The sequence below is a fragment of the Nocardia sp. NPDC087230 genome, from assembly GCF_044744725.1.
GTDB lineage: Bacteria > Actinomycetota > Actinomycetes > Mycobacteriales > Mycobacteriaceae > Nocardia > Nocardia canadensis.
Genome location: NZ_JBIUYV010000001.1, coordinates 183,186 through 208,189 on the forward strand (window position 1 = coordinate 183,186; position 25,004 = coordinate 208,189).

General features: G+C 69.5%; 27 protein-coding genes. 12 read left to right on the forward strand and 15 right to left on the reverse strand.

Annotation, left to right across the window (positions count from 1 at the left end; all coding sequences use genetic code 11):
* Positions 1 to 47: 47 nt before the first annotated feature.
* A complete protein-coding gene (locus tag ACIO52_RS00940; RefSeq protein WP_218722027.1) occupies positions 48 to 1,100 on the reverse strand; it encodes an NAD(P)-dependent alcohol dehydrogenase in 1,053 nt (350 codons plus the stop codon).
* A 116-nt stretch (positions 1,101 to 1,216) separates the two neighbouring features.
* Between ACIO52_RS00940 and ACIO52_RS00945 the strand changes: the two genes are divergently transcribed.
* Positions 1,217 to 2,302, forward strand: a complete 1,086-nt coding sequence (locus tag ACIO52_RS00945; protein WP_308248707.1) for a trypsin-like peptidase domain-containing protein — start codon at positions 1,217 to 1,219, stop codon at positions 2,300 to 2,302.
* 46 nt (positions 2,303 to 2,348) lie between these two features.
* On the opposite strand, the gene ACIO52_RS00950 is transcribed toward ACIO52_RS00945, so the two are convergent.
* The 8 genes from ACIO52_RS00950 to ACIO52_RS00985 all read right to left on the reverse strand — a co-directional run bounded on the left by ACIO52_RS00950 (position 2,349) and on the right by ACIO52_RS00985 (position 10,290).
* Positions 2,349 to 2,915 carry a vitamin K epoxide reductase family protein gene (locus tag ACIO52_RS00950; RefSeq protein ID WP_218722026.1) on the reverse strand — a complete coding sequence of 189 codons (567 nt, stop codon included), beginning with the start codon at positions 2,913 to 2,915 and terminating at the stop codon, positions 2,349 to 2,351.
* Positions 2,912 to 3,670 (reverse strand): thioredoxin domain-containing protein, encoded by a 759-nt coding sequence (locus tag ACIO52_RS00955; RefSeq protein ID WP_218722025.1) that lies wholly within the window; start codon positions 3,668 to 3,670, stop codon positions 2,912 to 2,914. The genes ACIO52_RS00950 and ACIO52_RS00955 overlap by 4 nt, the downstream gene beginning before the upstream one ends.
* 73 nt (positions 3,671 to 3,743) lie before the next feature.
* Entirely contained in the window at positions 3,744 to 4,589 is an 846-nt protein-coding gene (locus ACIO52_RS00960; RefSeq protein ID WP_218722024.1) for a PPK2 family polyphosphate kinase, read from the reverse strand.
* A 15-nt stretch (positions 4,590 to 4,604) separates the two neighbouring features.
* Positions 4,605 to 6,062: an alanine/glycine:cation symporter family protein gene (locus ACIO52_RS00965; protein ID WP_316576225.1), complete on the reverse strand. Its 1,458-nt coding sequence runs from the start codon at positions 6,060 to 6,062 to the stop codon at positions 4,605 to 4,607.
* A gap of 76 nt (positions 6,063 to 6,138) precedes the next feature.
* Positions 6,139 to 6,771, reverse strand: coding sequence for a class I SAM-dependent methyltransferase (locus ACIO52_RS00970; RefSeq protein WP_218722022.1), 633 nt, complete (start codon positions 6,769 to 6,771; stop codon positions 6,139 to 6,141).
* Positions 6,768 to 8,027 carry a trans-acting enoyl reductase family protein gene (locus ACIO52_RS00975; RefSeq protein ID WP_218722021.1) on the reverse strand — a complete coding sequence of 420 codons (1,260 nt, stop codon included), beginning with the start codon at positions 8,025 to 8,027 and terminating at the stop codon, positions 6,768 to 6,770. Before ACIO52_RS00975 ends, ACIO52_RS00970 begins: the two co-directional genes overlap by 4 nt.
* Positions 8,024 to 9,442, reverse strand: coding sequence for an AarF/ABC1/UbiB kinase family protein (locus tag ACIO52_RS00980; protein ID WP_218722020.1), 1,419 nt, complete (start codon positions 9,440 to 9,442; stop codon positions 8,024 to 8,026). The genes ACIO52_RS00975 and ACIO52_RS00980 overlap by 4 nt, the downstream gene beginning before the upstream one ends.
* 161 nt (positions 9,443 to 9,603) lie before the next feature.
* On the reverse strand, positions 9,604 to 10,290 hold the full coding sequence (locus ACIO52_RS00985; RefSeq protein WP_308248706.1) for a TetR/AcrR family transcriptional regulator: 687 nt from the start codon (positions 10,288 to 10,290) through the stop codon (positions 9,604 to 9,606).
* Positions 10,291 to 10,556: 266 nt separating this feature from the next.
* Between ACIO52_RS00985 and ACIO52_RS00990 the strand changes: the two genes are divergently transcribed.
* The 6 genes from ACIO52_RS00990 (at position 10,557) to purU (ending at position 15,503) form a co-directional block, all read left to right on the forward strand.
* The gene (locus tag ACIO52_RS00990; RefSeq protein WP_402640569.1) at positions 10,557 to 11,888 is read left to right on the forward strand and encodes a DUF445 domain-containing protein; all 1,332 of its coding nucleotides are present in this window, start codon (positions 10,557 to 10,559) and stop codon (positions 11,886 to 11,888) included.
* A gap of 94 nt (positions 11,889 to 11,982) precedes the next feature.
* Entirely contained in the window at positions 11,983 to 12,429 is a 447-nt protein-coding gene (locus ACIO52_RS00995; protein WP_071932013.1) for a helix-turn-helix domain-containing protein, read from the forward strand.
* A complete protein-coding gene (locus ACIO52_RS01000) occupies positions 12,429 to 13,082 on the forward strand; it encodes a heparin-binding hemagglutinin (protein ID WP_305082669.1) in 654 nt (217 codons plus the stop codon). The genes ACIO52_RS00995 and ACIO52_RS01000 overlap by 1 nt, the downstream gene beginning before the upstream one ends.
* Positions 13,083 to 13,155: 73 nt before the next feature.
* Positions 13,156 to 13,449: a DUF2516 family protein gene (locus ACIO52_RS01005; RefSeq protein WP_342800085.1), complete on the forward strand. Its 294-nt coding sequence runs from the start codon at positions 13,156 to 13,158 to the stop codon at positions 13,447 to 13,449.
* A gap of 90 nt (positions 13,450 to 13,539) precedes the next feature.
* Positions 13,540 to 14,592, forward strand: a complete 1,053-nt coding sequence (locus ACIO52_RS01010) for an alpha/beta hydrolase (protein WP_316576223.1) — start codon at positions 13,540 to 13,542, stop codon at positions 14,590 to 14,592.
* Between the two features lie 20 nt (positions 14,593 to 14,612).
* Positions 14,613 to 15,503 carry a formyltetrahydrofolate deformylase gene (purU, locus tag ACIO52_RS01015; protein ID WP_218722017.1) on the forward strand — a complete coding sequence of 297 codons (891 nt, stop codon included), beginning with the start codon at positions 14,613 to 14,615 and terminating at the stop codon, positions 15,501 to 15,503.
* 4 nt (positions 15,504 to 15,507) lie between these two features.
* On the opposite strand, the gene ACIO52_RS01020 is transcribed toward purU, so the two are convergent.
* Positions 15,508 to 16,035 (reverse strand): GNAT family N-acetyltransferase, encoded by a 528-nt coding sequence (locus ACIO52_RS01020; RefSeq protein WP_218722016.1) that lies wholly within the window; start codon positions 16,033 to 16,035, stop codon positions 15,508 to 15,510.
* Between the two features lie 143 nt (positions 16,036 to 16,178).
* Here ACIO52_RS01020 and deoC point away from each other — a divergent pair, with 143 nt between their 5' ends.
* Positions 16,179 to 16,850: a deoxyribose-phosphate aldolase gene (gene deoC, locus ACIO52_RS01025; RefSeq protein ID WP_255588735.1), complete on the forward strand. Its 672-nt coding sequence runs from the start codon at positions 16,179 to 16,181 to the stop codon at positions 16,848 to 16,850.
* 5 nt (positions 16,851 to 16,855) lie between these two features.
* Here deoC and ACIO52_RS01030 read toward each other — a convergent pair whose 3' ends face one another.
* The gene (locus tag ACIO52_RS01030; RefSeq protein WP_402640575.1) at positions 16,856 to 17,590 is read right to left on the reverse strand and encodes a DUF2993 domain-containing protein; all 735 of its coding nucleotides are present in this window, start codon (positions 17,588 to 17,590) and stop codon (positions 16,856 to 16,858) included.
* A gap of 105 nt (positions 17,591 to 17,695) precedes the next feature.
* Between ACIO52_RS01030 and ACIO52_RS01035 the strand changes: the two genes are divergently transcribed.
* A complete protein-coding gene (locus ACIO52_RS01035; protein ID WP_218722013.1) occupies positions 17,696 to 18,304 on the forward strand; it encodes a hypothetical protein in 609 nt (202 codons plus the stop codon).
* On the opposite strand, the gene ACIO52_RS01040 is transcribed toward ACIO52_RS01035, so the two are convergent.
* The 3 genes from ACIO52_RS01040 to ACIO52_RS01050 all read right to left on the reverse strand — a co-directional run bounded on the left by ACIO52_RS01040 (position 18,290) and on the right by ACIO52_RS01050 (position 20,269).
* Entirely contained in the window at positions 18,290 to 19,090 is an 801-nt protein-coding gene (locus ACIO52_RS01040) for a class I SAM-dependent methyltransferase (RefSeq protein WP_316576222.1), read from the reverse strand. The two genes, ACIO52_RS01035 and ACIO52_RS01040, sit on opposite strands and share 15 nt — an antisense overlap.
* A 24-nt stretch (positions 19,091 to 19,114) precedes the next feature.
* Positions 19,115 to 19,642, reverse strand: a complete 528-nt coding sequence (locus tag ACIO52_RS01045) for a DUF2505 domain-containing protein (RefSeq protein ID WP_218722011.1) — start codon at positions 19,640 to 19,642, stop codon at positions 19,115 to 19,117.
* Positions 19,643 to 19,783: 141 nt separating this feature from the next.
* Positions 19,784 to 20,269, reverse strand: a complete 486-nt coding sequence (locus ACIO52_RS01050) for a DUF2505 domain-containing protein (protein WP_316576221.1) — start codon at positions 20,267 to 20,269, stop codon at positions 19,784 to 19,786.
* Here ACIO52_RS01050 and ACIO52_RS01055 point away from each other — a divergent pair.
* The 3 genes from ACIO52_RS01055 to ACIO52_RS01065 all read left to right on the forward strand — a co-directional run bounded on the left by ACIO52_RS01055 (position 20,268) and on the right by ACIO52_RS01065 (position 23,497).
* The gene (locus ACIO52_RS01055) at positions 20,268 to 21,401 is read left to right on the forward strand and encodes a UDP-N-acetylmuramate dehydrogenase (RefSeq protein ID WP_402640580.1); all 1,134 of its coding nucleotides are present in this window, start codon (positions 20,268 to 20,270) and stop codon (positions 21,399 to 21,401) included. The genes ACIO52_RS01050 and ACIO52_RS01055 overlap by 2 nt on opposite strands.
* A gap of 163 nt (positions 21,402 to 21,564) precedes the next feature.
* On the forward strand, positions 21,565 to 22,740 hold the full coding sequence (locus ACIO52_RS01060; RefSeq protein WP_402640583.1) for an Ig-like domain-containing protein: 1,176 nt from the start codon (positions 21,565 to 21,567) through the stop codon (positions 22,738 to 22,740).
* Positions 22,741 to 23,227: 487 nt separating this feature from the next.
* On the forward strand, positions 23,228 to 23,497 hold the full coding sequence (locus tag ACIO52_RS01065; protein ID WP_218722008.1) for a hypothetical protein: 270 nt from the start codon (positions 23,228 to 23,230) through the stop codon (positions 23,495 to 23,497).
* Positions 23,498 to 23,572: 75 nt separating this feature from the next.
* Here the strand turns inward: ACIO52_RS01065 and ACIO52_RS01070 are convergent, their stop codons facing one another.
* The gene (locus ACIO52_RS01070) at positions 23,573 to 24,931 is read right to left on the reverse strand and encodes an MFS transporter (protein WP_316576220.1); all 1,359 of its coding nucleotides are present in this window, start codon (positions 24,929 to 24,931) and stop codon (positions 23,573 to 23,575) included.
* Positions 24,932 to 25,004 lie beyond the last annotated feature (73 nt).

Consider the following 25,004-nt stretch of genomic DNA (forward strand, 5'->3'; position numbering starts at 1 on the left):
TCACGGTACCGAGGACGCGCCGATTTCCGCGCGCTGGCGCGCGGGGCTCAGATGGTCGCGGTATCGATGACGAAGCGGTACTGCACGTCGCTGGCGACGACCCGCTCGTAGGCGGAATCGATCTCGTCGGCGGAGATCAGTTCGATCTCCGCGCCGATGCCGTGCGCGGCGCAGAAGTTCAGCATCTCCTGGGTCTGGGCGACGCCGCCGATCATCGAACCCGCCAGCGAGCGGCGGAACGCGGCCAGGTTGCGGCCGGTGACGCTCATCGGCTGATCGGGCAGACCCAGGATGACCAGGGTGCCGTCGAGCGCGAGCAGGCGCAGGTAGTGGTCGATCGGCAGGTTCGCCGAGACGGTGTTGATGATCAGGTCGAACGTGCCGCGCAGCTGGCGGAAGGTCTCCCGGTCGCTGGTGGCGTAGTAGTGGTCCGCGCCCATCCGCAGGCCGTCGTCGCGCTTGCGCAGCGACTGACTCAGCACCGTCACCTCGGCGCCGAGCGCCGCGGCGATCTTCACGCCGACGTGCCCGAGGCCGCCCATGCCGATGATCGCGACTTTCTTGCCCGGCCCGGCGTTCCAGTGCCGCAGCGGCGAGTACAGGGTGATGCCCGCGCACAGCAGCGGCGCGGCGACGTCGAGGCCGATGCCCTCGGGAATGGCGACCACGAAGCTCTCGCCGACCACGATCTGGGTCGCGTAGCCGCCCATCGTGTAGCCGCCGGGCTGCACGGACTCCGGGACGGGGGTGTTGTAGGTCCAGGTGGCGCCGTTGGTGCAGTACTGCTCCTCACCGGCCAGACACGGCACGCACTTGCCGCAGGAGTTCACCAGGCAGCCGACGCCCACCCGGTCGCCCACCTTGTACTTGCGCACCGCGGAGCCGGTGGCCGCGACGATGCCGGCGATCTCGTGACCGGGCACGCACGGGTACTTGCTGCCGCCCCACTCGTCGCGGGCGGTGTGGATGTCGGAGTGGCAGATGCCCGCGTACTTGATGTCGATCAGGACGTCGTCGGGGCCGAGTTCCCGGCGCTCGATCGTGACCTTCTCGAAGGACCCGTCGGGGGCGGGGATGGCGTAGGCGGCTGCGGTGCTCATGAGGACATGCCTACCGCCGCATGCGTCGTTTGCCAACCGGCGCGGCCGGATCGATACCGGACATCCGCGTATCCGGGTCACAATGGAGGAGTCGGCTCGCGAGAGAGGACAGGCTCGTGCACGCTGTCGGACGGGTGTTCGCGACGGTGGTCGTCGCGCTGATCGGCGTGTGCGCCTTCCTGGGATATCGCGGTGACCTGGTACTTCCCTGGAAGCCGCACGCGCAGGAGTACGTCGCGGTCGCCCAAGCGCCGCCGCAGGCGCCGCTGGATCCGGTGGTGGTCGCGGCCCGGGTACAGCCCGTGCTGGTGAATATCTCCGTCGACGCCGCGATGTTCGGGACCAGCGCCGCCGGTTCGGGGATCGTGCTCACTCCGGACGGACAGATCCTGACCAGCCACCACGTGATCAAGGGGGCCGAGGCGGTCTCGGTGACCGATATCGGCAACGGGCTGGTCTACGAGGCCACCGTGCTCGGTTACGACTCGACCGCCGATATCGCGCTGTTGTCGCTGGCGGGGGCGTCCGGCTTGCCGACGGCCCGGCTCGGGTCCTCGGCCGAGCTGCGGATCCGTCAGGACGTGCTGGCCATCGGCGACGCGGGCGGTGACGGCGGCGAACCGACCTCGGTCGCCGGGCCGATCACCGACCTGGACGCGAGCATCGTCGCGATGAACTCCGCCGACCTGACCCGCAAGTCGCTGCGCGGGATGGTGCAGATCGCCGCGCCCGTCGTGGGCGGGCAGTCCGGCGGCGCGCTGGCCGACAGCTCGGGCGCGATCGTCGGGGTGATCACCGCGGCTTCCGGCGAGCGCCCCGGCTCCGATCGGCCCAAGCAGGCCAACGGCTACGCGGTGCCCATCGATACCGCCATGGGCGTCGTCGCCCAGATCCGCTCCGGCACCCCGACCGAGACCGTCCACATCGGCCCCACCGCCACCCTCGGCGTCCAAGTCGTCGACGCGAAACCGGCGGGCGCCCAGGTCAACTGGGCCTTCTACGGCCAGCCCGCCCGCGCCGCGGGCATCACCACCGGCGACATCATCACCGCCGTGGACGGCCGCCCGATCACCACCGCCCGCGCCCTCAGCGCCGCCATCAACACCCGCAAACCCGCCGACCGCATCCGCCTCGACCTCACCGCCCCCGACGGCACCACCCGCGCGATCGACGTGGTCCTCGCCGAAGGCACCCCGAACTAGACCAGCGGTTACCGCCGCTCTCCGGGGGTTCGCCGGGACGTCGGGCTCACACCAGGCTCAGCCAGTAGTCCTGGAACTTCAGGAAGACGAGGAGCAGGACGACGGCGTAGAAGACGACGACCAGGGTCCAGCGCCATTCGGCGAGGATGGCCATGATGCCGCGGGAGCGGCCCCAGGTCTCCTGGGTCGTGACGGCGAACAGCAGGGGAGTGACCGCCCAGACGACCATGCAGTACGGGCACAGGGCGTTGATGCGGTAGAGGCTCTGGAAGATGAGCCAGCAGATGGCGGCGACGCCGAGGACGGTGCCGAGCCACAGGCCGCCCCAGATCCAGCGGGGGAAGCCGACGCCGACGACGGCGAGGACGCCGAGGGTCACCACCACCGAGAAACCGACGATGCCGAACAGCGGGTTCGGGAAACCGAAGACCGCGGCCTGATCGGTCTTCATGATCGACCCGCACGAGAGCACCGAGTTGATGCTGCACGAGGTGACGTAATTCGGGTCGACGAACAGTTTGAAACGTTCGACGGTCAGCGTGAACGACGCCAGCCACCCCGCCAGCCCGGCGATCAGCAGCAGCCACGCCGAGCGGGCGGGGGCGGTGATCACTTGGCCGCGTCGGCGATCACGGACGCCAGGCCGTTCTCGGTGAAGATGGCGTCGGACTGGTTGAGCTCGCCGTTGATGAACACCGACGGCGTCGACTTCACGCCACTGCTCAGGGTCTGCTGGGTGACCTGGGTGATGTAGTCGTTGTACGGCTTGTCGTTGATGCAGGTGGCCACCGCGGGATCGGTGTAGCCGGCCTCGGTCGCGATCTGGACCAGCTGCTCGTTGCTCAGACCCGCGGTGCCCTCGGCGGGCTGCTTGGCGAACATGGTCTGCAGCCAGCCCTGGTATTTGCTCGGGTCCGACTTCGCCACGCAGAACGAGGCGTTGGCCGCGCGCGAGGAGTACTGGGTCGAGGACGCGCGATCGAGGAAGGAGATGATCTGGTACTCGATCACGGCGGTGCCGTTGGCGGCGGCCTCGGCCAGCGCCTCACCGTTGGCGGCCTCGAACTGCTTGCAGGCCGGGCACTGCAGGTCGGCGACGACGCGGACCTTCACCTTGGCGTCCGGATTGCCGATGCGGACCGCGCCGGACTCGGTCACCGAGCCGCCGGTCGCGGGCAGCTGGGCCGCGGACGTGGCGGTGTTCTCGGAATCGGAGCCCGACTTCTTGACGGCGATGCCGATGCCGATCGCCGCGACCAGGGCCACCAGGACGGCGGCGACGCCGACCTGGATCGCGATCTTGCGCTTCCTGTCGGCTGCTTCGGCCGCCGCCAGCGGATTCTGCTTGCCCGTGCTCACCGTTGTCACACGCCTTTCGTTCGTGGTCTCCCCACCGGGGACATCATGCGGGCCGAACCTGAGAGTTTCTTCAACGATCCGGTCAGGACTCCTCGAGCCTGCGCAGCTGCTCGGCGACATCGAAATCGGCGGGCGGCCAGTCCAGGTCCAGTCCGGTCAGCGCGTCGATCAACAACTCGGTCACCGCCAGGCGCGCGTACCACTTGTGGTCCGCGGGCAGCACGTACCACGGCGCGTAGTCGGTGTTGGTGCGTTCCAGAATGGTCTGATAGGCCTTCTGGTAGTCGGGCCAGAAGCCGCGCTCGGTGATGTCGGCGGGGTTGAACTTCCAGTACTTGTCGGGGCGCTCGAGCCGCTCGCGCAGTCGGCGTTTCTGTTCGTCGAGGGAGACGAACATGGCGACCTTCACGATCGTGGTGCCGGTGTCGGCCACCTCACGTTCGAAGGCGTTGATCAGGTCGTAGCGCTGTTCCCATTCCGACTGCGGCACGAGCTCGTGCACTCGCACGACCAGCACGTCCTCGTAGTGCGAGCGGTCGAACACGCCGATCTGGCCGTGCGCGGGCAGGCGCTTGCGGATGCGCCAGAGGAAATCGTGCTGCTTCTCCTCCTCGGTCGGGACGCCGAAGGACGCGTGGTCGACCCCCTGCGGATCGACCGAACCGATCACGTGGCGCACGATGCCGCCCTTGCCCGCGGTGTCCATGCCCTGCAATACCAGCAACACACTGTGCTTACCGCCCGTGCGACCGTGCGCGAACAGCTTCTCCTGCAGATCCGACAGCACGATGCCACGCTCGGTCAGCAGCGTCTTGCCGCGCTGCTTGTCACCGATGAACCCCGGCGTCGCCGAGGTGTCGAGATCGATGATCCGCTGGCCGTCGGCCCGCAACGCGGTGGTGACGGGTTCGGCCCAGTGTTTCGCCATTTCCCATGCCTACCACTACTGCGCGCGATCGACCGGCAAGCTCGACGCAATCGTTGCCTGCCAGCAGGCGACGCCGGCCGGGTCGGCGATCTCGGGCCGGTGCACGTACACCGGATCGGCGCCCGCGGCCTGCTGCGCGCGGTAGTCGGCCAGCAGCCGGAACGCGACGACGCCGAGCGGGATGATCGCGGCCAGGTTGACCAGCGCCATCACGCCCATGAACACATCGGCCAGGTTCCAGATCAGGCTCACCGAGCCGAGCGCCCCGCCGAACACGGCCACCAGCACCGCCACCCGGAAGGCCGTGAGCACCTCCGGCCGGTCGGTGATGAACTCGATATTGGCCCGGCCGTAGTAGAAGTTGCCGATCATCGAGCTGAACGCGAGCAGGAACACCACCGCGGTCAGCACGTGTCCGGCCCAGCCGCCGAGGCTGGTCTGCAGCGCGCTCTGAGTGAGGTCGGCGCTGCGCCGCTCCGACAGGTCGGGGTCGCTGGTCAGGATGATGAACGCGGTGATCGAGCAGATCAGCAGGGTGTCGAAGTAGACGCCCAGCGACTGCACGAGCCCTTGCTTCACCGGATGCGAGACGTCGGCCGCGGCCGCCGCGTTCGGCGAGGAACCGAGACCGGCTTCGTTGGAGAACATGCCGCGCCGGATGCCCTGCGCGATCGCGACGCCGACGCCACCGCCGACCACCTCGCGCAGGCCGAACGCGCCGCCGACGATATCGGCGATCACCCGCGGCAGATCGTCGATGTTGAGCACCACCACCGCGATGCCGAGCAACAGATACACGATCGCCATGACCGGTACGAGCACCTCGGTGATGTGGCTGATCCGGCGCACTCCGCCGAAGATCACCACCCCGAGCAGGGCGATCAGCGCGAGCCCGACAGCCACGGGGAACCAGTCGCCGTCGAGGTCCGGCAATGAGGCCCTGGTGGTGGCCACGATGGTGTTGGATTGCACGGCGTTGAACACGAAACCGAAGGTCACCGTGATGATGACCGCGAAGATCATGCCCTGCCAGCGCCGCCGCAGCCCGTACTGCATGTAGTAGGCGGGGCCGCCGCGGAAGGTGCCCGGCTCGTGCTCGGGCCGCTTGTACAGCTGGGCGAGGGTGGATTCGACGAAGGCCGAGGCCGCGCCGAGGGTCGCCATCGCCCACATCCAGAACACCGCGCCCGGCCCGCCGACGCTGATCGCGGTGGCGACGCCGGCGATATTGCCGGTGCCCACCCGCGCCGCCGCCGAGATGCTGAACGCGCCGAACGCCGACACCGACTTCTTGCCGTCGGCGGCGGGCTGTCCCTTCTCGGCGACCACCCGCAGCATCTCCGGCAGCATCCGCAACTGCACCACGCCGCTGCGCACGGTGAAGTACAGCCCGGCCGCGATCACCAGGGGGATCAGCAGCCAGTTCCAGAACACGTCGTTGCCATCGACGACGACCGAGTTCAGCGTGTCCATGCGGCGAGGCTACCGTCGGGCAATCGCGCGACCGGTCAGGCCGCGCCCGATGTCGCCCGATCCGCGTCCTGACCGGTCAGGCGGGCCGGGTGGCGTCGACGTACTGCATGAAACGGTGCACGCGCTGGTCGATTTCGACCAGCCCGGCCTCGGCGAACAGACGCGGGAAGGTGTCGCGACCGAACAGCCGCAGCCCGCTCAGACCCGCGGCCACGGTGCTGGCCCGGCCGAACAGGTTGTCCTCGCGAAAGCTGGTGGTGATCGCGATCCGGCCGCCCGGCGCGAGCACCCGGATCATCTCGCGGGTGGCCGCGATCGGATCGGGGATCAGGTACAGCGCGCCGAAACAGCAGACGGCGTCGAAAGTTCCGTCGGCGAAGGGCAGCATCCGCGCGTCACCGCGGACGTAGCCGACCCGCGGGCCCGCGTTGTCGGCGGCGGCCTTGGCCAGCATCGGCTCGGAGTAGTCCAGCCCGGTGACGAAGCCGTCACCGGCGAGGAACTCGCTCAGGTACCGGGTGAAATTGCCGGGGCCGCAGGCCAGATCGAGCACCTTCTTGCTACCGCTGAGCCGCAGCGTGTCCACGGCCTCGCGGCGATCGCTGCCGGTGGTGCGGCCGCTGGCCAGGTAGAACAGCGTGGGCCGCCACGCGTGCTCGTAGACCGCGGCCAGCGCGGGCGCGTTCATGGTCCTGCGGGCCAGGTTCACTGCCGTGCGACCTCGATCGTCATGCCCGCGCCGCGCAGCCGCTCGGTGAGCGCCTCGCCCATGGCCGAGGCGGGGGTGAGAATGCCCGCGCGCGGCGGGAGTTCGTCGAAGGCCAGGCTCAAACCGGCCTGGCCGAGCAGGACGGCGGTGGCCTGGTAGCCGGGGTCGCCGGTGCCGGAGAAGGTGGCCTGGTACTTGGCGCCGGAGCTGGTGCGGGCGAAGGTCTTCATGGTGAACCAGCCGCTGAGGCGCGCCTTCTCGCTGGGCCCGGTGCCCGGCTTGGGCAGGATGCGGTCGAGCAGCTTGCGCCCGAACGAGACGCGCGAGAGCACCGCGCCCGAGGCCATGCCCGCCACGATGCCGCCCGCGATCCCGGCCGCCACCAGCGGCGCCGCCGCCGAGTTGCCCGCGTTCATGACCTCGCGGTAGCGGAACTGCTTGCCGTAAGCCCAGCCGAGCAGGCCGTTGGTGCGGCGCACGACCTTGGTGTTGTGCGAGGCCATGATGAACGTGGTGACCCAGCCGTTGAGGCTCGGGTCGATGCTGTCGGCGCGGGCCAGCGCCTGGTCGGACTGGCGGCCGACGTCGGGCTCCATCGAGCGATCGGGGCTCAGCGAGTACGGGTGCGCGAGGATCTTGCCGCGGCCGGAATCGGCGGCGATGTCCTCCATCATGGCGCGGCCGGAATCGATGGTGCCGCCGCTCATTCCGCCCTTGAGGTAGGCGACCAGCGTGGTGTCCTCCAGCTCGCCGGTGTCGTCGGCGACGCTCGCGCGGTAGATCTCGTAGACGCTCAGATCCGACGGAATCGAGTCGTAGCCACAGGAATTCACGATCTTGGCACCGGAGTCGACGGCGACCCGCTCGAACTGCTCGATGGCGTCGTGGATGAACAGCGGCTCACCGGTGAGGTCGGCGTAGTGGGTGCCCGCGGCGGCGCACGCGCCGAGCAGCGGCATGCCGTAGCGCAGGTACGGGCCGACCGTGGTCACCACGACCTTGGTTCGCTCGGCCATCGCGGCGAGCGAGGCCGGATCGGTCGAATCGGCGACGACCAGTTCCCAATTCGCCGCGGCGGGGCCGAGTTCGGCGCGCACGGCGGCGAGCTTGTCGGCCGAGCGGCCCGCCAGCGCGATCCGCGCGTCGGCGGGGGCGGCGGTGAGCAGGTATTCGGCGGTGAGTTTGCCGACGAATCCCGTCGCGCCGAACAGGATCAGGTCGAACTCGCGGTGCTGCGGCACAGGGGCGCCTTTCATCGAGTGCTCGCCTTGCGGGCGCGCGGCTTCTTCGTCGGTTTCGGCGGGTGGGTGGTGAGCCAATCACGGTGGGCCAGACCGAGTTCAGTGACCGGGGGCTCGTCGTAGAGCCATTCCCGGGCGATCAGGTGCCAGTTGTTGGTGCTGTCGAGCTGGCCGAGCATGCCGAAGGTGAGGAAGTCGGCCCGGCGGGAGAACAGGTGCTCCGGCGGCAGATTCTGCTGCTTCATGCCGGTGAACTCGCTGGCCCTGGGGTCAACGGCCAGCAGGAACGCGCCGCTGGCGAGTTCGGGGGTGATGGTCAGTTCCTCGTCGACCAGACACCATTCGGAGGCGGCGAGTACGTACTCGAGACATTCCTCGGCGCCGATCTCGTCCGGCGAATCGATCACGCCGCGCTCGATCATCAACTGCCGCAGGTCTTCCGCGCGGTCCTCGGCGGCGGCGCGCAGGCAGAGGATCTCGAAGTGCACGAGTTTGGGGTCCATGCGGTTGAACAGGCCGAAGTCGAGGAAGGCCACCCGGCCGTCGCGGGCCAGCAGCACATTGCCCGGATGCGGGTCGCCGCAGAACTCGTTGAAGGTGAACAGCGAGCCGACGTAGAAGCGGTAGATGATCTCGCCGACCCGGTCGCGTTCGGCGGCGGGCAGATTCCGGATCTCGTCGAAGCCGGTGCCCTCGATGAACTCGCTGACCAGTACGCGGGTGGTCGAGAGCTCGCGCACCGCGTCGGGCACCACGATGAACGGGTGGTCGCGGTAGAGGTGCGCGATCTCGGACTGGGTGACCGCCTCGGCCACGTAGTCGAGTTCGGCCTCCATGTTCAGTTTCAGCTCGTCGAGCACCGCCGGGGTGATCCACGGCATGGCCGAGGCCAGCACCCGGCGGAACATGGTCAGGTTCTTCAGGTCGGCGCGTACCGCGGCGTCGACGCCGGGGTACTGGACCTTCACCGCGACGGCCCTGCCGTCGGGCAGGGTGGCCCGGTAGACCTGGCCGATCGAGGCCGCCGCGATCGGCTCGGGGTCGAATTCGGCGAACACCTCGGTCAGCGGACGGCCGAAGTCCTCCTCGACGACCGCGCGCATCGCGTCGAACGAGACGGTCGGCGCGGCGTTGCGCAGCACGGCCAGCCGCTGCTGGAACCGGTCGCGATGGTCCGGCGGCACCAGATCCAGGTCGAGCACCGACATCATCTGGCCGAGCTTCATGGCCACGCCCTTCATGGTGCCCAGCACCATGACCACCTGCTCGGTGGTGCGGATCATCGACTCCTCGGCCATTCTGGCGCGCACGGCTTCCGAGCGGCCGCGCATGGACAGTCTGGTCTTCTTCGAGCGGATCACCGAGCTCGCCGCTACCGCCCCCAGCTTCGTCCCGCGGGCAAGCCGGGATGTCGGCACGTTTTTCGCCATCGAGGTACCTCCATTGGTGCCGACGCGCAGGGTGGCCGCCGACGACACGAAGCGCACGCGACCACCCGCGGTGACGCAAGCCACAGCGCCCCGCTCGGTTCAGCGTAACGAACCGGGCGGCGATGTCGAGCCCGGCTCCGGCGATCGCGAGGATCGCCCGGTCAGGAGGGCTGGACGGGAATCTCGGGCAGCTGGTGGCTCTGCGAGGTGAAGTACTCGGGCGACCCGCCCGCCCTGGCGACACCCTCGATCGCCGACCACGCCATCATCGTCAGGTAGTCGATGACGTCCTGGCGCGGCATCGCCTTCTCGGTGGTCGTCCACCAGTGCGTGGCCAGCTGGATGCCGCCGACCAGCACATACGACCACAGCATCGCGCCGTCGGTGCGCACGCCCTTGGCGCCGGCCCGGTCGACGAGCACGGCCGTGACCACCTCGGCGAAGAGCCGTTCGAACTCCGCCAGCGAGGACTTGTCGCCCGCGGAGTTGCTCATGATGAACCGGTAGACCTCGGGGTCGTCGTCGACGGTGCCGACGTACTCGGTCATCGCGGCGCGCACCAGCTGGTACTCGTCGGCGTCGAGGTTGATCGCGCCGTACACGCGCGGCAGCAGCGTGGTCTCGATGAACCGCTGCATGGTGGCGTGCACGAGGTCGTTCTTGTCGGCGAAGTAGCGGTACAGCACGGTCTTGGACACGCCGATCTCGGTGGCGATCTCGTCCATGCCCGCCTGGCTGCCGCGCGCGCGGATGGCGTTGAGCGTGCCGTCGACCAGCTCTTCGCGCCGGTCGATCTTGTGCTGTCGCCACCGCCGTTTGCGGCCGTCGACAGGACCGCCGCCGCGCACGGTGGCGGCGCGGCCCGTCTGCTCGCCGATCTCGACAAGGTCTTCGGTGGACAGAACAGCCCCCTTGTGATCGATAGTGGCGTCTCTGGTTCTACAGCTTAGGCGCGCCGGTGTGGGGTGGCGCTCGTTTGGTCGACGTTGCGGCATTTACCACACCTCGGTGCTTACCCGCGCGTAAGACGAACCGGGCGGTTTTGCGGCGTCGGGGCGGGCGCCACGCGGGTTGGCGGCGGCGCGCTCGCCGCGCGCACAGCAGAATGGGGGCTATGGAGAAAGCTCCCGGCAACACGGCGGTTCTCACGCCGCGCACCGAGCCCGCCGCGCAACCAGCGGGTTTCGCGGTCATGACCGACGAGGCCGGCAAGAAACGTGACCTCTTCAAGATGAAAGCGCTGGCCACCGGATTCCTGCTGGTGGCCAGCGCGGTGTACCTGTTCTGCCGTTGGCTCGAATCGCGCGGCTCCGGCGGCGAGTGGGTCGGCTACGTGCGGGCCGCCTCCGAGGCGGGCATGGTCGGCGCGCTGGCCGACTGGTTCGCGGTGACCGCGCTGTTCAAGCACCCGCTGGGCCTGCCGATCCCGCACACCGCGATCATCCGCAAGAAGAAGGACCAGCTCGGGTCGAGCCTGGGCGCCTTCGTGGGGACCAACTTCCTCGCGCCGGACGTGGTGTCGGCCCGGCTGGACTCCGCGCAGATCTCGCTGCGGGTCGGGCGCTGGATGGCCGATCCGGGCCACGCGGCGCGGGTGGCCCAGGAAAGCGCGACGATCCTGACCGCGGTGGTCGGCGTGCTGCGCGACGAGGACGTCGAGCAGATCATCGACAACACGATCGTCAAGCGGATCGCCGAACCGCTGTGGGGTCCGCCGCTCGGGCGGGTGCTCTCGGAGATGATCGCCGACAATCGCCAGCTGCCGCTGATCGACCTGCTGGCCGAGCGCGCGCATCAGTGGGCGCTGGGTTCGCAGGCGACGATCGATCGGATCGTGCTGCGCGACGCGCCGCAGTGGGCGCCGAAATTCGTCAACACGCTGCTGTCCGAGCGGATCTACCGGGAACTGGTCGAATTCACCTGGAAGGTGCGGTCGAATCCCGATCACGAACTCCGCAAGGCCGCCGATCGCTTCCTCCAGGATTTCGCCGACGATCTGCAGCACGACGACGCGATGATCGCCAAGGCGGAGAAGGTCAAGGCCGAGATCATGGGCCGCGAGCAGATCACCGGCATGGCCGAGGCGACCTGGCGCGCGGCCAAGCGGCTGATTCTGGAATCGGCCGACGACCCCGATTCCACGTTGCGCCGCAAGGTGGCCGAGAATGTGCAGCAGCTCGGTGAACGCTTGCGCGACGACCCGGCCATGCGCGGCAAGGTGGACGGCTGGATCGACCGCGGCGCCCGCTATCTGGTCGGTAACTACTCGGCCGAGATCACGACCCTGGTGACCGACACCGTCGCGCGCTGGGACGCCGACGAGGCGAGTCGCAAGATCGAACTGCAGGTCGGCCGGGATCTGCAGTTCATCAGGATCAACGGCACGGTCGTCGGCGCGCTGGCCGGCCTGGCCATCTACACGATCTCGCAGTTGCTGTTCCACTGAGCCGAACTGTTAGCCGAACCTGTGCTAACAGGAGTGCTTGCAATAGCTAGCACCCTGATTTAGTATTGACCGTACAACCGCCAGAAGGTGAGTGATGGCAGACCAGCCCGAGGGACGTGTAGCGCACGCGGCACAAGACATCGGAGGGTTCATCAGGTCCCAGCGCGAAGCCGCGCAGGTGTCCTTACGTCAGCTCGCCGCACTGGCGGGGGTGAGTAATCCGTACCTGAGCCAGATCGAACGCGGATTGCGTAACCCCTCCGCCGAAGTACTCGCGCAGATCGCCAAGGCGCTGCGGGTGTCCTCGGAGGTGTTGTATGTGCGGGCCGGATATCTCGAGCAGCGCCCGCACAGCCCGGTCAGGGACGCCCTGCTCGCGGACACTTCGGTGACCGAGCGGCAGAAACAGGTGTTGCTGGAAATCTATGAGTCGTTTCGCCGGGAAAACGGGGAAGAAACCGGCTCAGGGGGGATCGAACGGGACAGCGACGTTTCGTTCACGACAACTGACACTCCGCCACGCCAGGAGAACGAAGACTGATGACCGAGAAGACCGCTACCGTGACCAAGCCGCTGTTCGCCACCGTCGGTGCCGGTGACGCCATCTACACCGCCGTGAACGAGGTCGTCGCCGACGTCCGCGAGCGCGTCGCCACCACCGATGTGCAGGCCCGCGTCGACGAGGCCCGCGAGCGCATCGCCAACGTGCCCGCCGACGTGCAGGCCCAGTTCGACACCATCCGGGAGCGCATCGCCGGCCTGCCGTCGGAGCTGCCCGAGGACCTCGCCGAGCTGCGCGAGAAGTTCACCCCGGAAGAGCTGCGCAAGCTGGCCGAGCAGTACTACCGCCAGGCCCTCGACATCTACGCCGACCTCGCCGTCCGCGGTGAGGAGACCGTCGACCGCCTGCGCGCCAACCAGGCCGTCGACGAGCAGATCGGTCGCGTGGAGAGCCTGTACAAGGATGCCTCCGCCCGCGCCGAGGATGCCCTCGCCAAGGTCACCGACCTGCTGGGCCGTGGCAAGGCCGAGGCCGAGGCCGTCGCCGACGAGGTCGCGGCTGTCGTCGATGCCGAGGTCGTCGCCGTGACCACCGAGGAGCCCGCGCCGGCTCCGGCCGCCAAGGCCCCCGCCGCCAAGAAGGCGCCGGCCAAGAAGGCCCCCGCGAAGAAGGCCGCCCCCAAGAAGGCCTGACGCAGCACCGCGCACAGCGGCCCCGCACACCACTGGTGAGCGGGGCCGCTGTTCGTATGATGGGGGAGTGAACATGGTGAACGGTCTGACGTCGCTGATCCTGCTGGCCCTGTGGGTGGCGGCCTTCGGCGCGACGGTGTTCGCGCTCATCCACGCTGTGCGTCAGCGCGCGGACGCCTTCACGGCGGTCGACAAGATGACCAAGCCGATCTGGCTGGCGATTCTCGCCGGCGCGCTGGTCTTCCTGCTGCTCGGCATCGCCGGCTTCGGCATGTTGACCTCGTTCATCGCGATCATCGCGACGGGTGTGTACCTCGCGGATGTGCGTCCCAAGGTCGACGAGGTGCAGCGCGGCCCGCGCTGGTGACGACGCGCGCCGAATTTCCGGCGCGGATCCCTCGCGGTTCAGTGGTACGCGGTGTTACTGTATCTGGCAGTAGCACAAAGGAGTGTGCCGATGCGTGCAAAGCTGCCGACGGCTCTGCTGAACCTGGTCGATTCCGCGTCCCTCGTGGTCAAGACCACCCTGGCGGCCCACCGGGCCGATCTGCGGACGCGAACCCACGGGGTCGCGGCGTTCGATCCGCCGACCGTGCCCGCGGACGTGATCCCCGTGGTCACCGCCGACGGCGCCCGGCTGCGAGTGCACGCCTACGGGCCCGTCGACGCGCCGGTCATGGTGCTGGTGCACGGCTGGACCTGCTCCATCGAGTACTGGAACGCCCAGATCAACGCCTTCGCCGGCGAGTACCGCGTGGTCGCCTACGACCAGCGCGGCCACGGTGAGAGCACCAACGGCTACGCCAAGCCGAGCCCGGCCCTGCTCGCCGACGACCTGGCCGACGTCCTCGACGCCGTGCTGCTGCCCGGTCAGCGGGCCGTGCTCGTCGGCCACAGCATGGGCGGCATGACGCTGATCTCCTGGGCCGGTCGTTTCTCCGAGCGCGTGGCCGATCAGGCCGCCGCGGTGGTGCTCACCAACACCGGCGCGCATTCGCTCGTCGAGGTGTCGACCATGGTCCCCGGCCTGAACCGGCCGCTGCGGATCCTGCGCGGCAAGCACCTGCCGACGCCGGACTGGCTGGGCAGGATCATCCTCGGCACCCCCGTGCTGTTCCCGCCGATCAAGCCCGTGCGCTGGATCTTCGCCCGCCAGGTGATGACGCTGGACACCCCGCGCCCGACCCTCGACTACGCGCTCTCGGTGGTCCGTGGTTGTCCGGCGATGACGCGCTCGCGCTGGGGCCTGGTCCTGGCCGAACTCCACCTGGGCGACGACGCCGCCAACCTCGTGGTGCCCACCACCGTGCTGGCCGGTGACCGCGACGACCTCACCCCGCCGCTGCACGCCGAGCGCCTCGCCGAGCTGCTGCGCCGCGCCGGCAACCTCGCCCGGCACAAGGTGCTGCCGACCGGCCATCTGGGCAACGTCGAACGCCACGACCTGTTCAACGCCGAACTGGCCGAGGTCATGGCCGCCGTCCGTGAGCCTGTGTACGCGGTGAGCTGAGCGCCTGCGAGGATGGGCGGATGAGTTCTGCCCCTGTGACCTCGGATGACCGCCGGTTCGTGCTGACCCTGGGCTGCCCGGACCGGCCGGGCATCATCGCCCGGATCTCCTCGTTCATCGCCGATTTCGGCGGCTCGATCGTAGAGGCCGGCTACCACTCCGACGGTGACATCGGCTGGTTCTTCACCCGGCAGGCGGTCAAGGCCGCGACCGTGCCGTTCGGCATCGACGAACTGCGCGCCCGCTTCGCCGAGGTGGCCGCCGAGTTCGGTCCCGAGACCGACTGGCAGCTGCACGACTCGGGGGCGCCGCGCCGGGCGGTGCTGCTGGTCAGCAAGGACGGGCACTGCCTGCACGACCTGCTCGGGCGCGCGGCCGCCGGCGAGCTGCCCGCCACCATCGAGGCCGTCATCGGCAACCACCCCGACCTGGCCGGGATGACCGAGGCGCACGGCGTGAAGTTCCACTACGTGCCGTTTCCGAAGGACCCGGCCGAGCGGGGCCCGGCCTTCGAGCAGGTCCGCGATCTCGTCGACGCCCACGATCCGCATGCCGTCGTCCTCGCCCGCTTCATGCAGGTGCTGCCCGCCGAACTGTGCGCGCACTGGGCGGGCCGGGCGATCAACATCCACCACAGCTTCCTGCCGTCGTTCGTCGGCGCGCGCCCGTACCACCAGGCCTACGCGCGCGGGGTGAAGCTGATCGGCGCGACCTGTCACTACGTCACCGCCGAACTGGACGCGGGGCCGATCATCGAGCAGGACGTCATCCGCGTCGACCACGCCGACGACGTGCGTGACATGGTGCGGCAGGGCCGCGACATCGAGCGGGTCGTGCTGGCGCGCGGGCTGCGCTGGCACCTGGAGGGCCGGGTGCTCGTGCACGGCCGCCGCACGGTCGTCTTCGAGTAACCGCTCAGAGGTCGTAGAACGGCGCCGGGTAGCGGAACTCGCCGGTGACGGCCGGGTCGTAGGCCGTCATCGGACGGACCTGGAAGAACTCCGTCCAGTCGGCCTCGTCCGGCACGATGCCGAGCCGGGCGCCGGGCACGAACCCGAAGCGGGTGTAGTAGTCGGGATTGCCGACCAGGCCGACGACCGATTCGTCGAGCGCGTCGGCGGCCCCGAGCGCGGCGTGCATCAACGCCGAACCGACCCCGGTCTTCTGATGGTCGGGATCGACGCCGAGCGGGCCGAGCGCGAGCACCGGGAACGGGCCGATCCCCGCCCTGGTGAGGCACAGGTGCCCGACGACGGTGTCGTACTCGAGCGCGACCAGCGACAGCGTGGGCATCCACGATTCGTCGGTGCGCAGCGCGTCGACGAGCGCTACCTCGGGTGGTTCGGTGATCGCCGGGTCGTCGGCGTAGTGGGGGGTGAAGGCGTCGCGGTGAATGGCGGCGATGGCCGCGGCGTCCGCTGGGGTCTCTCGACGGATCAGCACAATCGTCTCCGTATCCTCGGCGGCCGGCGCCGGTCGAAAACCGCCACGCTTAAGTCTCCCGGATTCGGGTACACCCGCGCAACGCTGTTCGCGTGGCGGCCTGCGCGGCGGCGGCCGTGTTGCGGTGTGTCATGCTCGAGACCATGACCGTCTCGACACCGCTGACCCGGGCCGACGTGGCCGCGATGATCGATCACACCCTGCTCGCCCCCGAAGCCACACCGGCCCAGGTCCAGGAGCTGATCGCCGAGGCGCGCACGCTCGGCGTGTACGCGATCTGCGTGTCGCCCTCGATGCTGCCGGTGCGGGCGCCGGGACTGGTCGTCGCGACCGTCGCCGGTTTCCCGTCCGGCAAACACCACTCGCTGGTCAAGGGCGCCGAGGCGCGCTTCGCGGTCGAGCAGGGCGCGGCCGAGGTCGACATGGTCATCGATGTGGGCGCCGCGCTGGCCGGTGATTTCAACGCCGTGCTCACCGACGTCATCACGGTGCGCGAGGCGACCACCGATCGCGGCGCCGTGCTCAAGGTGATCATCGAATCGGCCGCGCTCACCGACGAGGCGATCGTCGGCGCGTGCCGGGCCGCCGAGGAGGGCGGCGCCGACTTCGTGAAGACCTCCACCGGATTCCACCCGGCGGGCGGGGCCAGCGTGCACGCGGTCCGGCTGATGGCCGAGACCGTCGGCGGCCGCCTCGGCGTCAAGGCCAGCGGTGGCATCCGCACCGCCGAGGACGCGGCCGCGATGATCGCGGCGGGCGCCACCCGGCTCGGGCTGTCCAAGTCCGCCGCGGTGCTCGACGGGTTTCCCGGCTAGCGCCATCAGCAGGTGAAGTCGGCCTGCCGACCGTCGGGCGCGCTCTCGAGCGTGGTCTTGCCACCCGCGAGGTGCACGGTGACGCCGTCGTCGGTGACCCGCACCTCCTGCGCGCGCAGGCCGAGCGGGTAGCTCTGCAGGCTCTGGGTGAAGGTCTCGACGATGCCCTGCACCAGGTCGGTGGGCAGGCCGATGCCGAGCAGCTGCGCCGACTTGGTCTCCACCACGACATTGCCGTTGCGCACCATGGGCTGCACCTGCAGCTGGGCCAGGCCGCCGATCACGTCGAGGGTGAGCACGCCGGTGGTGCGCGAGGAGCTCACGCCGCTGACCATGCCGCCGAGGGTCTGCTGGATGCCGTCGTTGTTCCAGGTCACCTCGGCCGAGGAACCGCCGATGGTGCCGCCGCCGCGGCCGTGGTCGGTGAGCTCGATGTCGTCGAACTCCGCGTGCACCACCATCCCGACCGCGGGACCGAACTCGTTGTCCTCGCTGTCGATGGTGACCGAGCCGACCTTGCCGTCGAGGTAGGTGAGCAGCATCGGCTTCGGGCCGAAGCCCACGTCGATGGTGGACCCCATCTGCTGCTCGAACGAGCTGCTGATGCAGCGCGAGATCTGGTGGCGGGCATAGGCTTCGGTGCCCACGATCGCGGCCACCAGCAGCGCGGCGACCACGACCAAGGCGATCACCAGCGTGCGCCGACCTACCTTGGGGTGTTGGGGTGTCTGCGTGGTCATGGCATCGGATTCTTCCCGAACTTTCTGTGTCTGCTCTGAGGACGGCGTGAAAGCCTTCGCAGCAAAGTGTGACCTGGCACACTCCGGCGGGCGTAGCCTGGATCCATGACTGGCGAGGGTGTGCGCCGGGTGCAGGGGACGGCGGATCATCGGTGGCGCGTGCTACGGCGGCTCGCCGGTCGGCACGCGGGCTTCTTCACGACCCGTCAGGTATTGCGGACCGGGTGTGAGGTGCAGGTCAGAGCGGCGCTCGGGGACGGCTCGGTGACCAGGGCCGGTGTCGGGATGATGCGGCTGGCGCAATGGCGGGCCGGTCCGCTCGACGAGTACGCGATGTGGGCGGCCTGGTTCGACGGCGCCGCGGCGGTGTCGTATCAGAGCGCTGCCGAGCTGCACGGGATCGGCCGATTACAGCCGCGGTTCCTGCACCTGTCGGTGTCGGCGGGGCGTCCGCCGGTGACGCCGCGGCTGGTGCTGACCCGGCGCAAACTGGACGGGCCCGATGTCGAGTCGGCCGGGCCGTTCCTGGTCACCACGCCGGTGCGCACCGTGCTCGATCTGGCCGAGACCGAGATCTCGCAGTCGGCGCTGGACGAGGTGGTCGCCGACGCGGTCGCCATCCACCGCTGCGACATCGACGAGATCTGGTGGGGCGGACAGCAACTCGCCCCGCGTGCGGCCGCACGGGTGCGCCGGGCGTTAACCGGCGTCTGACCAGCCGTTCGGCGCGACCACCTGCCACGGCACCGACAGCACGCAGTCGCGCATCCGGCGGCGATACGCGCGCACCGGAAAACCGCTCTCGCGCAACAGCTCCGCGGCCCCGCGCCAGCGGATACGCGGACCGAACGGGGCCAGCGCCGCCGAGCGATCCCAGGCGCGGTCGGCCGCGGTGAGCAGCGCGTGCACCGGTTCGCCCGGAATATTGCGGTGGATCAGCACTTTCGGGAGTCGCTCGGCGATTTCGGACGGGCGCTCGACGGTGAACGGGTCCCAGGCCAGCGTCAGCGAGAGCGGGCGGTGCCGGTCGAGCAGCACCCAGGCGCAGCGGCGGCCGAGTTCGTCGCAGGTGCCGTCGACGAGCAGACCGCCGGGCGCGAGATTCGACCGGATGCGCGACCACGCGTCGGGGACGGCGTCCTCCGGGTACTGGCGCAGCACGTTGAACGCGCGGACCAGCACCGGGCGCAGTCCGGCCAACTCGAAACCGCCGCGGGCGAAGCGCACACCGTCGCGACCCTCGACGACCCTGGCGGGGTCGATCTCGAGCCCGACCACCCGCAGATCGGGGCGCACGGTGCGCAGCCGCGCGGCCAGTTCGAACGTCGTCCACGGCGCGGCGCCGTAGCCGAGGTCGACGATCAGCGGATCGGCGGCCGCGCGCAGGCGCTCGGTCACCAAGTCGTCGTGGGTCAGCCAGCGGTCGCTGCGGCGCAGGCGGTTGACGCCGGTCGTGCCGCGGGTGATGGTGCCGACCGGGAGCGGTCGTTTGCGGTCCACGGCGGTCGTCGGGGCGCGAGTGCGTCAGACCGTCTTCTTCGCGGCGGCCTCTTCCAGCCAGCGCGAGGTCTCCTCTTGCTCGGCCCGGAACAGGTCGACGAGGTTCACCAGCATCAGCTGTTCCAGGCGCGGGCCGACCATCGGGATGAACACCTTGGCGGTGGGGGAGAAGCGCATGGTCGCGCCGGTCTCGGTGGGGAACAGCCGGATGTCGCCGTTGAGGCTGCCCGGGCCGGCCGGGATCGAGGCGGAGAAGGTGCCCTCGGTCTCCTCGCGCTCGAACGGGCCCCAGCTCTCCTTGCGGGTGATGACCATGTCCTTGCGCATCACCGTCTGGGCGATCTCGGGGAGCATCTCGCGCGGCAGGGTGTGGGCGAGCACCACATCGATGCCGGAGTCGCTCACCTCGTGGCTGATCACCTCGTTGTGCGGGGAGTACTTCCGCATCTCGGCGACGCGCGCTTCCCAGTAATCCCTGCTCTGCAGCGCCGCGTAGAGCTCTTCGGCGGTGTGCAGCGGGTAGCGGGCGGAGTAGTCAAGTCGACGTGCCATGAGGGAGCAGTGTATTTGGAGCGCTGGTGCGCTCGAGTCGGCGGCCCCTTGTGTCCCGGCGGGACGGCCGCCGACGGTCGACGTCGTCGGCCTGCCCTCCCTCGGGTCGGGCCCGCCGGGCTTCAGGTGTGCGGAGCGGAATCAGTGGGCGGCGAGCCACTGCTCGGTGAAGCCGGCCTCGTTGGCCAGCAGTTCCAGCAGGTGCTCGGAGATCGCGGCCTCGATCTTGCCGCCGAACAGCGGGATCTTCACCTCGATGCTGCCGCTGATGGTGGCGACCGAGCCGGTGCCCTCGTCGGTCAGGGTGACGATGGCGCTGACCTTGGCGGGCGCGCCGTCGACGTGGGCCTCGATGGTGCCGGTCGTGCCGGTGTAGCTTTCGGTGCGCGGAATCACCAGGTCGCCGGGGCGCACCGCGGTGATCGCGGGCGGCAGCTGATCGGCGGGGATCGACTGGACCATCTGCACGCGCACCTGGTCACCGGTGATGCCGAAGGAATCCAGCCGGGCGCCGGGCCCGCCGACCTCCTCGATACGAGCCTTCCAGTACTGCTCGTCGGAGAACGCCGCGCGCACGGCCTCGACCGGCTTGGTGTAGCGAGCCGTGTACGCCAGAGGTGTAGCCATGCGCGACAGGCTACCGTCTTGTGACGTGGGAACAACTCAGGTGGTGTCCGCCGATCAGGTGCGTGACCTCCTCGCCGATACCGGCGCGGTGGTGCGGGAATCGGTGCGTTTGTCCGAACTGACGACCCTGCGGGTCGGCGGGCCCGCGCTGGTCGCCGAATGCGACAGCACCGAGGCGCTGATCGCCACGGTGTCGGCGCTGGACGCGGCCGGGATCCGGGTGCTGCTGATCGCCGGTGGGTCCAACCTGCTCATCGACGACGCCGGCTTCGACGGGGTCGTCGTCCGGGTGGGCACCACCGGTGTGCGGATCGGCGCCGACAGCGTGTTCGCCGAGGCGGGGGCGAACTGGGACGCGGTCGTCGCGGCGACCGTGGCGGCCGGCCTGGGCGGGCTGGAATGCCTGTCGGGGATTCCCGGCTCGGCCGGGGCGACGCCGGTGCAGAACGTCGGCGCGTACGGCGCCGAGGTGTCCACGCTGCTGCGCCGGGTGCGGTTGCTCGATCGCACGACCGGTGCGGTCCGCTGGGCCGAGCCGGGCGAACTCGGCTTCGCGTACCGCACCAGCGTGCTCAAGCACAGCGACGACGCGGTGGTGCTGGCGGTGGAGTTCGCGCTCGACCCGTCCGGGCTGAGCGCCCCGCTGCGCTACGGCGAACTGGCCAGGGTGCTCGGCGCGGGCGACGGCGAGTCCCGTCCGGCCGCGGCCGTGCGCGCGGAGGTGCTGCGGCTGCGCGCGGGCAAGGGCATGGTGCTCGACCCCGCCGACCACGACACCTGGAGCGCGGGCTCGTTCTTCACCAATCCCGTGGTGCCCGAGGACCGGCTGCCGCAAGTGCTCGGGGCCATCACCGCTCATCTCGGCGAGGTGTCGGTGCCGACCTACCCCGCGCCCGACGGCACCAAGCTCTCGGCGGGCTGGCTGATCGAGCGCGCCGGCTTCGCCAAGGGCTTCCCCGGCGAGCAGGCCGCGGCCCGGCTCTCCACCAAGCACACCCTCGCGCTGACCAACCGTGGCGCGGCCACCGCCGCCGACATCGTCGAGCTGGCTCGCACGGTCCGCGCCGGCGTCGAGGAACGGTTCGGCGTGCGGCTGGAACCGGAGCCGGTGACGGTCGGCCTGACCCTCTGAGCCCGGCGGTCGCGCGGCCCGGTCGGTAGCCCGGCGTACATTCGATGCCGTGAGCAAACCTTCGGTAACCGCCTCGTCGCGTGCGCGCGGGACGGCAGTTCGGCATGTCCGGCGCGCGTTGGCCGCCGACAGGCGTGGCGTGGGAGTTCGGCGCGGACGCCCCGTGGTTGCGGTGATCTTGCTGGCGGTGCTCGTCGTGCTGACGGGCTGCACCATCGACCGACCCGGCGGCGACGCCGCACCCGCGGGCCCGGTCGCCCGGGTCACCGTGACGCCCGCGGCGGGCGCGACCGACGTCGCGCCGGTCACCCCCGTGTCGGTGACCGTCGCCGACGGCCGGATCGATCAGATCGCACTCACCAACGCCAACGGCAAGCAGGTCGCGGGCACCTTCGGGCCCGATCGCGCGAGCTACCAGGTCACCGAGCCGCTGGGCTACGACACCACCTACACCTGGACCGGCACGGCGATCGGCACCGACGGCAAGCCGGTCCCGATCGACGGCACCTTCACCACGTTGACGCCGAAGTCGACGATCCCGGCCACGATCAACATCGGGGACGGTCAGGAGGTCGGCATCGCGGCCCCGATCATCATCAAGTTCACGGGCCCGGTCACGAACAAGGCGGCGGTGGAGAAGGCGCTCACCGTCACCACCGACCCCGGCACCGAGGGCTCGTGGGCGTGGCTGCCCGACGACGGCGGTTCGCGGGTGCACTGGCGGCCCAAGGACTACTGGACGCCCGGCACCACCGTGCATGTCGCGGCCGAGCTCTATGGCGTCGACCTGGGCGGCGGCGCCTACGGCGACTCCGACCTGACTTCCGATTTCACCATCGGCCGCAGTCAGATCGTGATCGCCGACGCGCCGAGTCATCGCATGCAGGTGGTCCGAGACGGCGTCACCGTCTTCGATTTCGCCGTCTCCTACGGCGAGGGCAACGAGCCGCGCAACGTCACCCGCTCGGGCACCCACGTGGTCACCGAGAAGTACGAGGACTTCATGATGTCGAATCCGCCGTACTACACCAACGTTCGCGAACGTTGGGCCGTGCGCATCTCCAACAACGGCGAATTCATCCACGCCAACCCCGAATCCCTGTCGGCCCAGGGCTCGTCCAACGTCACCAACGGCTGCATCAACCTCTCACCCGCCGACGCCCAGGCCTACTTCCCGACCGCCCGCTACGGCGACCCGGTCGAGGTCACCGGCACCTCCATTCCCCTCTCCCAGGCCGACGGCGACATCTACGACTGGTCCATCGACTGGCCCACCTGGCAGTCGATGTCGGCCCTCCCCGCGGGTGCGCCCACCACCGGAGCAGCTGCGCCGAGGTAGCTTCGCGGAACGTGTCCACTCTGTTCAAACTGTCAGTGCGCGAATAGCATTGGCCGATGTGAGCATCTCCGGGGGACCCGGAATCCGGGTGACGGTCTGTCCGTCGTATCCGATGAAGTAAGTGGGCTCGGCAATTATCTGTCCGACCTGATCTATGACGGGGGCTCGCAACTGCTGAATTCCCTTGCCGCGCTGGACCAGTTTCGCTCGGAGTAGCGGTCGGCAGCTATCTGCAACAGGGTGAGACCAACGCCGCTGAAGCTCGATAGTCTCGACGGCCGCGTCGGCGAGGTCCTGTCTGGCAGTTGGAGCGGTATCGCCGCATCGACAGCGTGCGTACCGCGGGCACTTCGGCCCGACAGGCGCGAGACCGCTACGTCGCTGTGGGCGAGTGTGGGCTGGGACATCGATGCCAGGGATTATCAGAAAATGCACCCCGCGGGAGACGAGTAGGTACCAGGTGGCGTTGGACATTGTTGTGCAGGACATGAACCACGCTGAGCTGCAGCGCTTCGGGGACGATGCGGAGGAGACGTTGTTCCGGCTGTGCGCGGCCCAGCCCGATACCAGCGTGGTCCGGGGGGTCTACCGCTACGGCGACACCATGTTCAACCGGCACCAACTGGGCATGATCCTCGATCAGATCGACGGAATCGAGGTGCGGACCGATGCCGAACGGGTGGCCGTCGACCTGCTGCGGAGGTCCGCGTCGATCGCGCTCCGCGCCAATGGGTATCTCATGTTCATCGGTGACTGACGGGCTCGATCCTGGTTCTGATCCGAAGAATGAACCCCGGCCGAGACGGCTCGGGGTTCATTCCGTTCGCGACGGTCAGACCAGGGCGGGGACGCGGGTGGGCCAGCGGGTGTGGTTGGGGTCGATGACGTAGGGGTGGGTGTGCTGGTAGCGGCCGGGGGCGATTTCGGTGGCGTCGGTGAGGATGGCCGGGTCGACGGTGCCGAAGTCGTGGATGTGGGTGATCTCGGCGGGGTCGTGGCGGGGCCACAGGCGGATCGCGGCGGTGACGCCGAGGGCGGCGATGACGGCCAGGGTGATCCAGGTGGTGGTGAAGCCCGCGGTGGTGGCCAGCCAGCCGGTGATCGGGTAGGTGATCAGCCAGGCCAGGTGCGAGAGCGAGAACTGGGCGGCGAAGAGGGCGGGGCGGTCCTGCGCGCGGGCCGAGCGGCGCAGCACGCGACCGGTGGGGGTGAGGACCAGGCCGGTGCCCGCGCCGATGACGGCCCAGGTGGCCAGGGCGGCGGCCCAGCTCCAGTCGCCGATGCTCGCGGTCGACAGGGTGATCGCCGCGACCAGGCCGGTGACCAGGACGGCCGCGCCGGTGAGCATCACCGGACGTTCGCCGCGCCGGTCCAGGATCTTGGGCAGGGTCAGGGCGACGAGCATGGTGCCGAACCCGTTGGCGGCCAGCAGCAGCGCGACGCCGGACTGGTCGCCGCCGAGCACGTCGCGGGCGTAGTTGACGGTGTTGACCATGACCACCGAGCCCGCCGCGGCGACCACCAGGTTCAGTCCGAGTAGCCCGCGCAGTCGTGGGGTGGCCGCGAACAGCCGCAGGCCGGCGGCGAGACGCTGCCCGATCGCGCCGTCGCCGACCACCGCGTTCGGGATCCGCGCCGCCATGACCAGGGCGACCGAGACCGCGAAGCCGATGCCGGTGCCGACGAACAGCCAGTGGAAGCTGATCAGGCTCAGGGCCAGCGCCGCCAGCATCGGGCTGAGCAGGGTTTCCATGGTCGCGGCCAGCTGGGCGGCCGAGAGCGCCTTCGTGTAATCGCGCTCGTCGGGCAGGATGTCCGGCAGCACGGCCTGGTAGGTGGGGGTGTAGGCGGCTGAGGCGATCTGCAACAGGGTGATCAGCACGTAGATCTGCCAGATCTGGTCGACGAACGGCAGGGCCAGCACGATGCCGCCGCGAATGCCGTTGAGCGCCATCAGGAATTGCCTGCGCGGCAGCAGTCCCGCGTAGGCGCCCGCGATCGGGGCGACGATCACGTAGGCGACCATCTTCAGCGTCAGCGCGGTGCCGAGCACGATCGCGGCGTTGCCGCCCGCCAGCTCGTAGGCGAGCAGGCCGAGGGCGACCGTGGTGAGACCGGTGCCGAACAGGGCGGCGACCTGGGCGGTGAACAGCAGGCGATAGTCCCGGTGGGCGAACAGTGAGGTGGTCATGATGGTCGGCCCTTCTGGGTAATGCATGGTCTCTTATCTGCGTATGGATGCAACTATATACCCATGGGGGGTA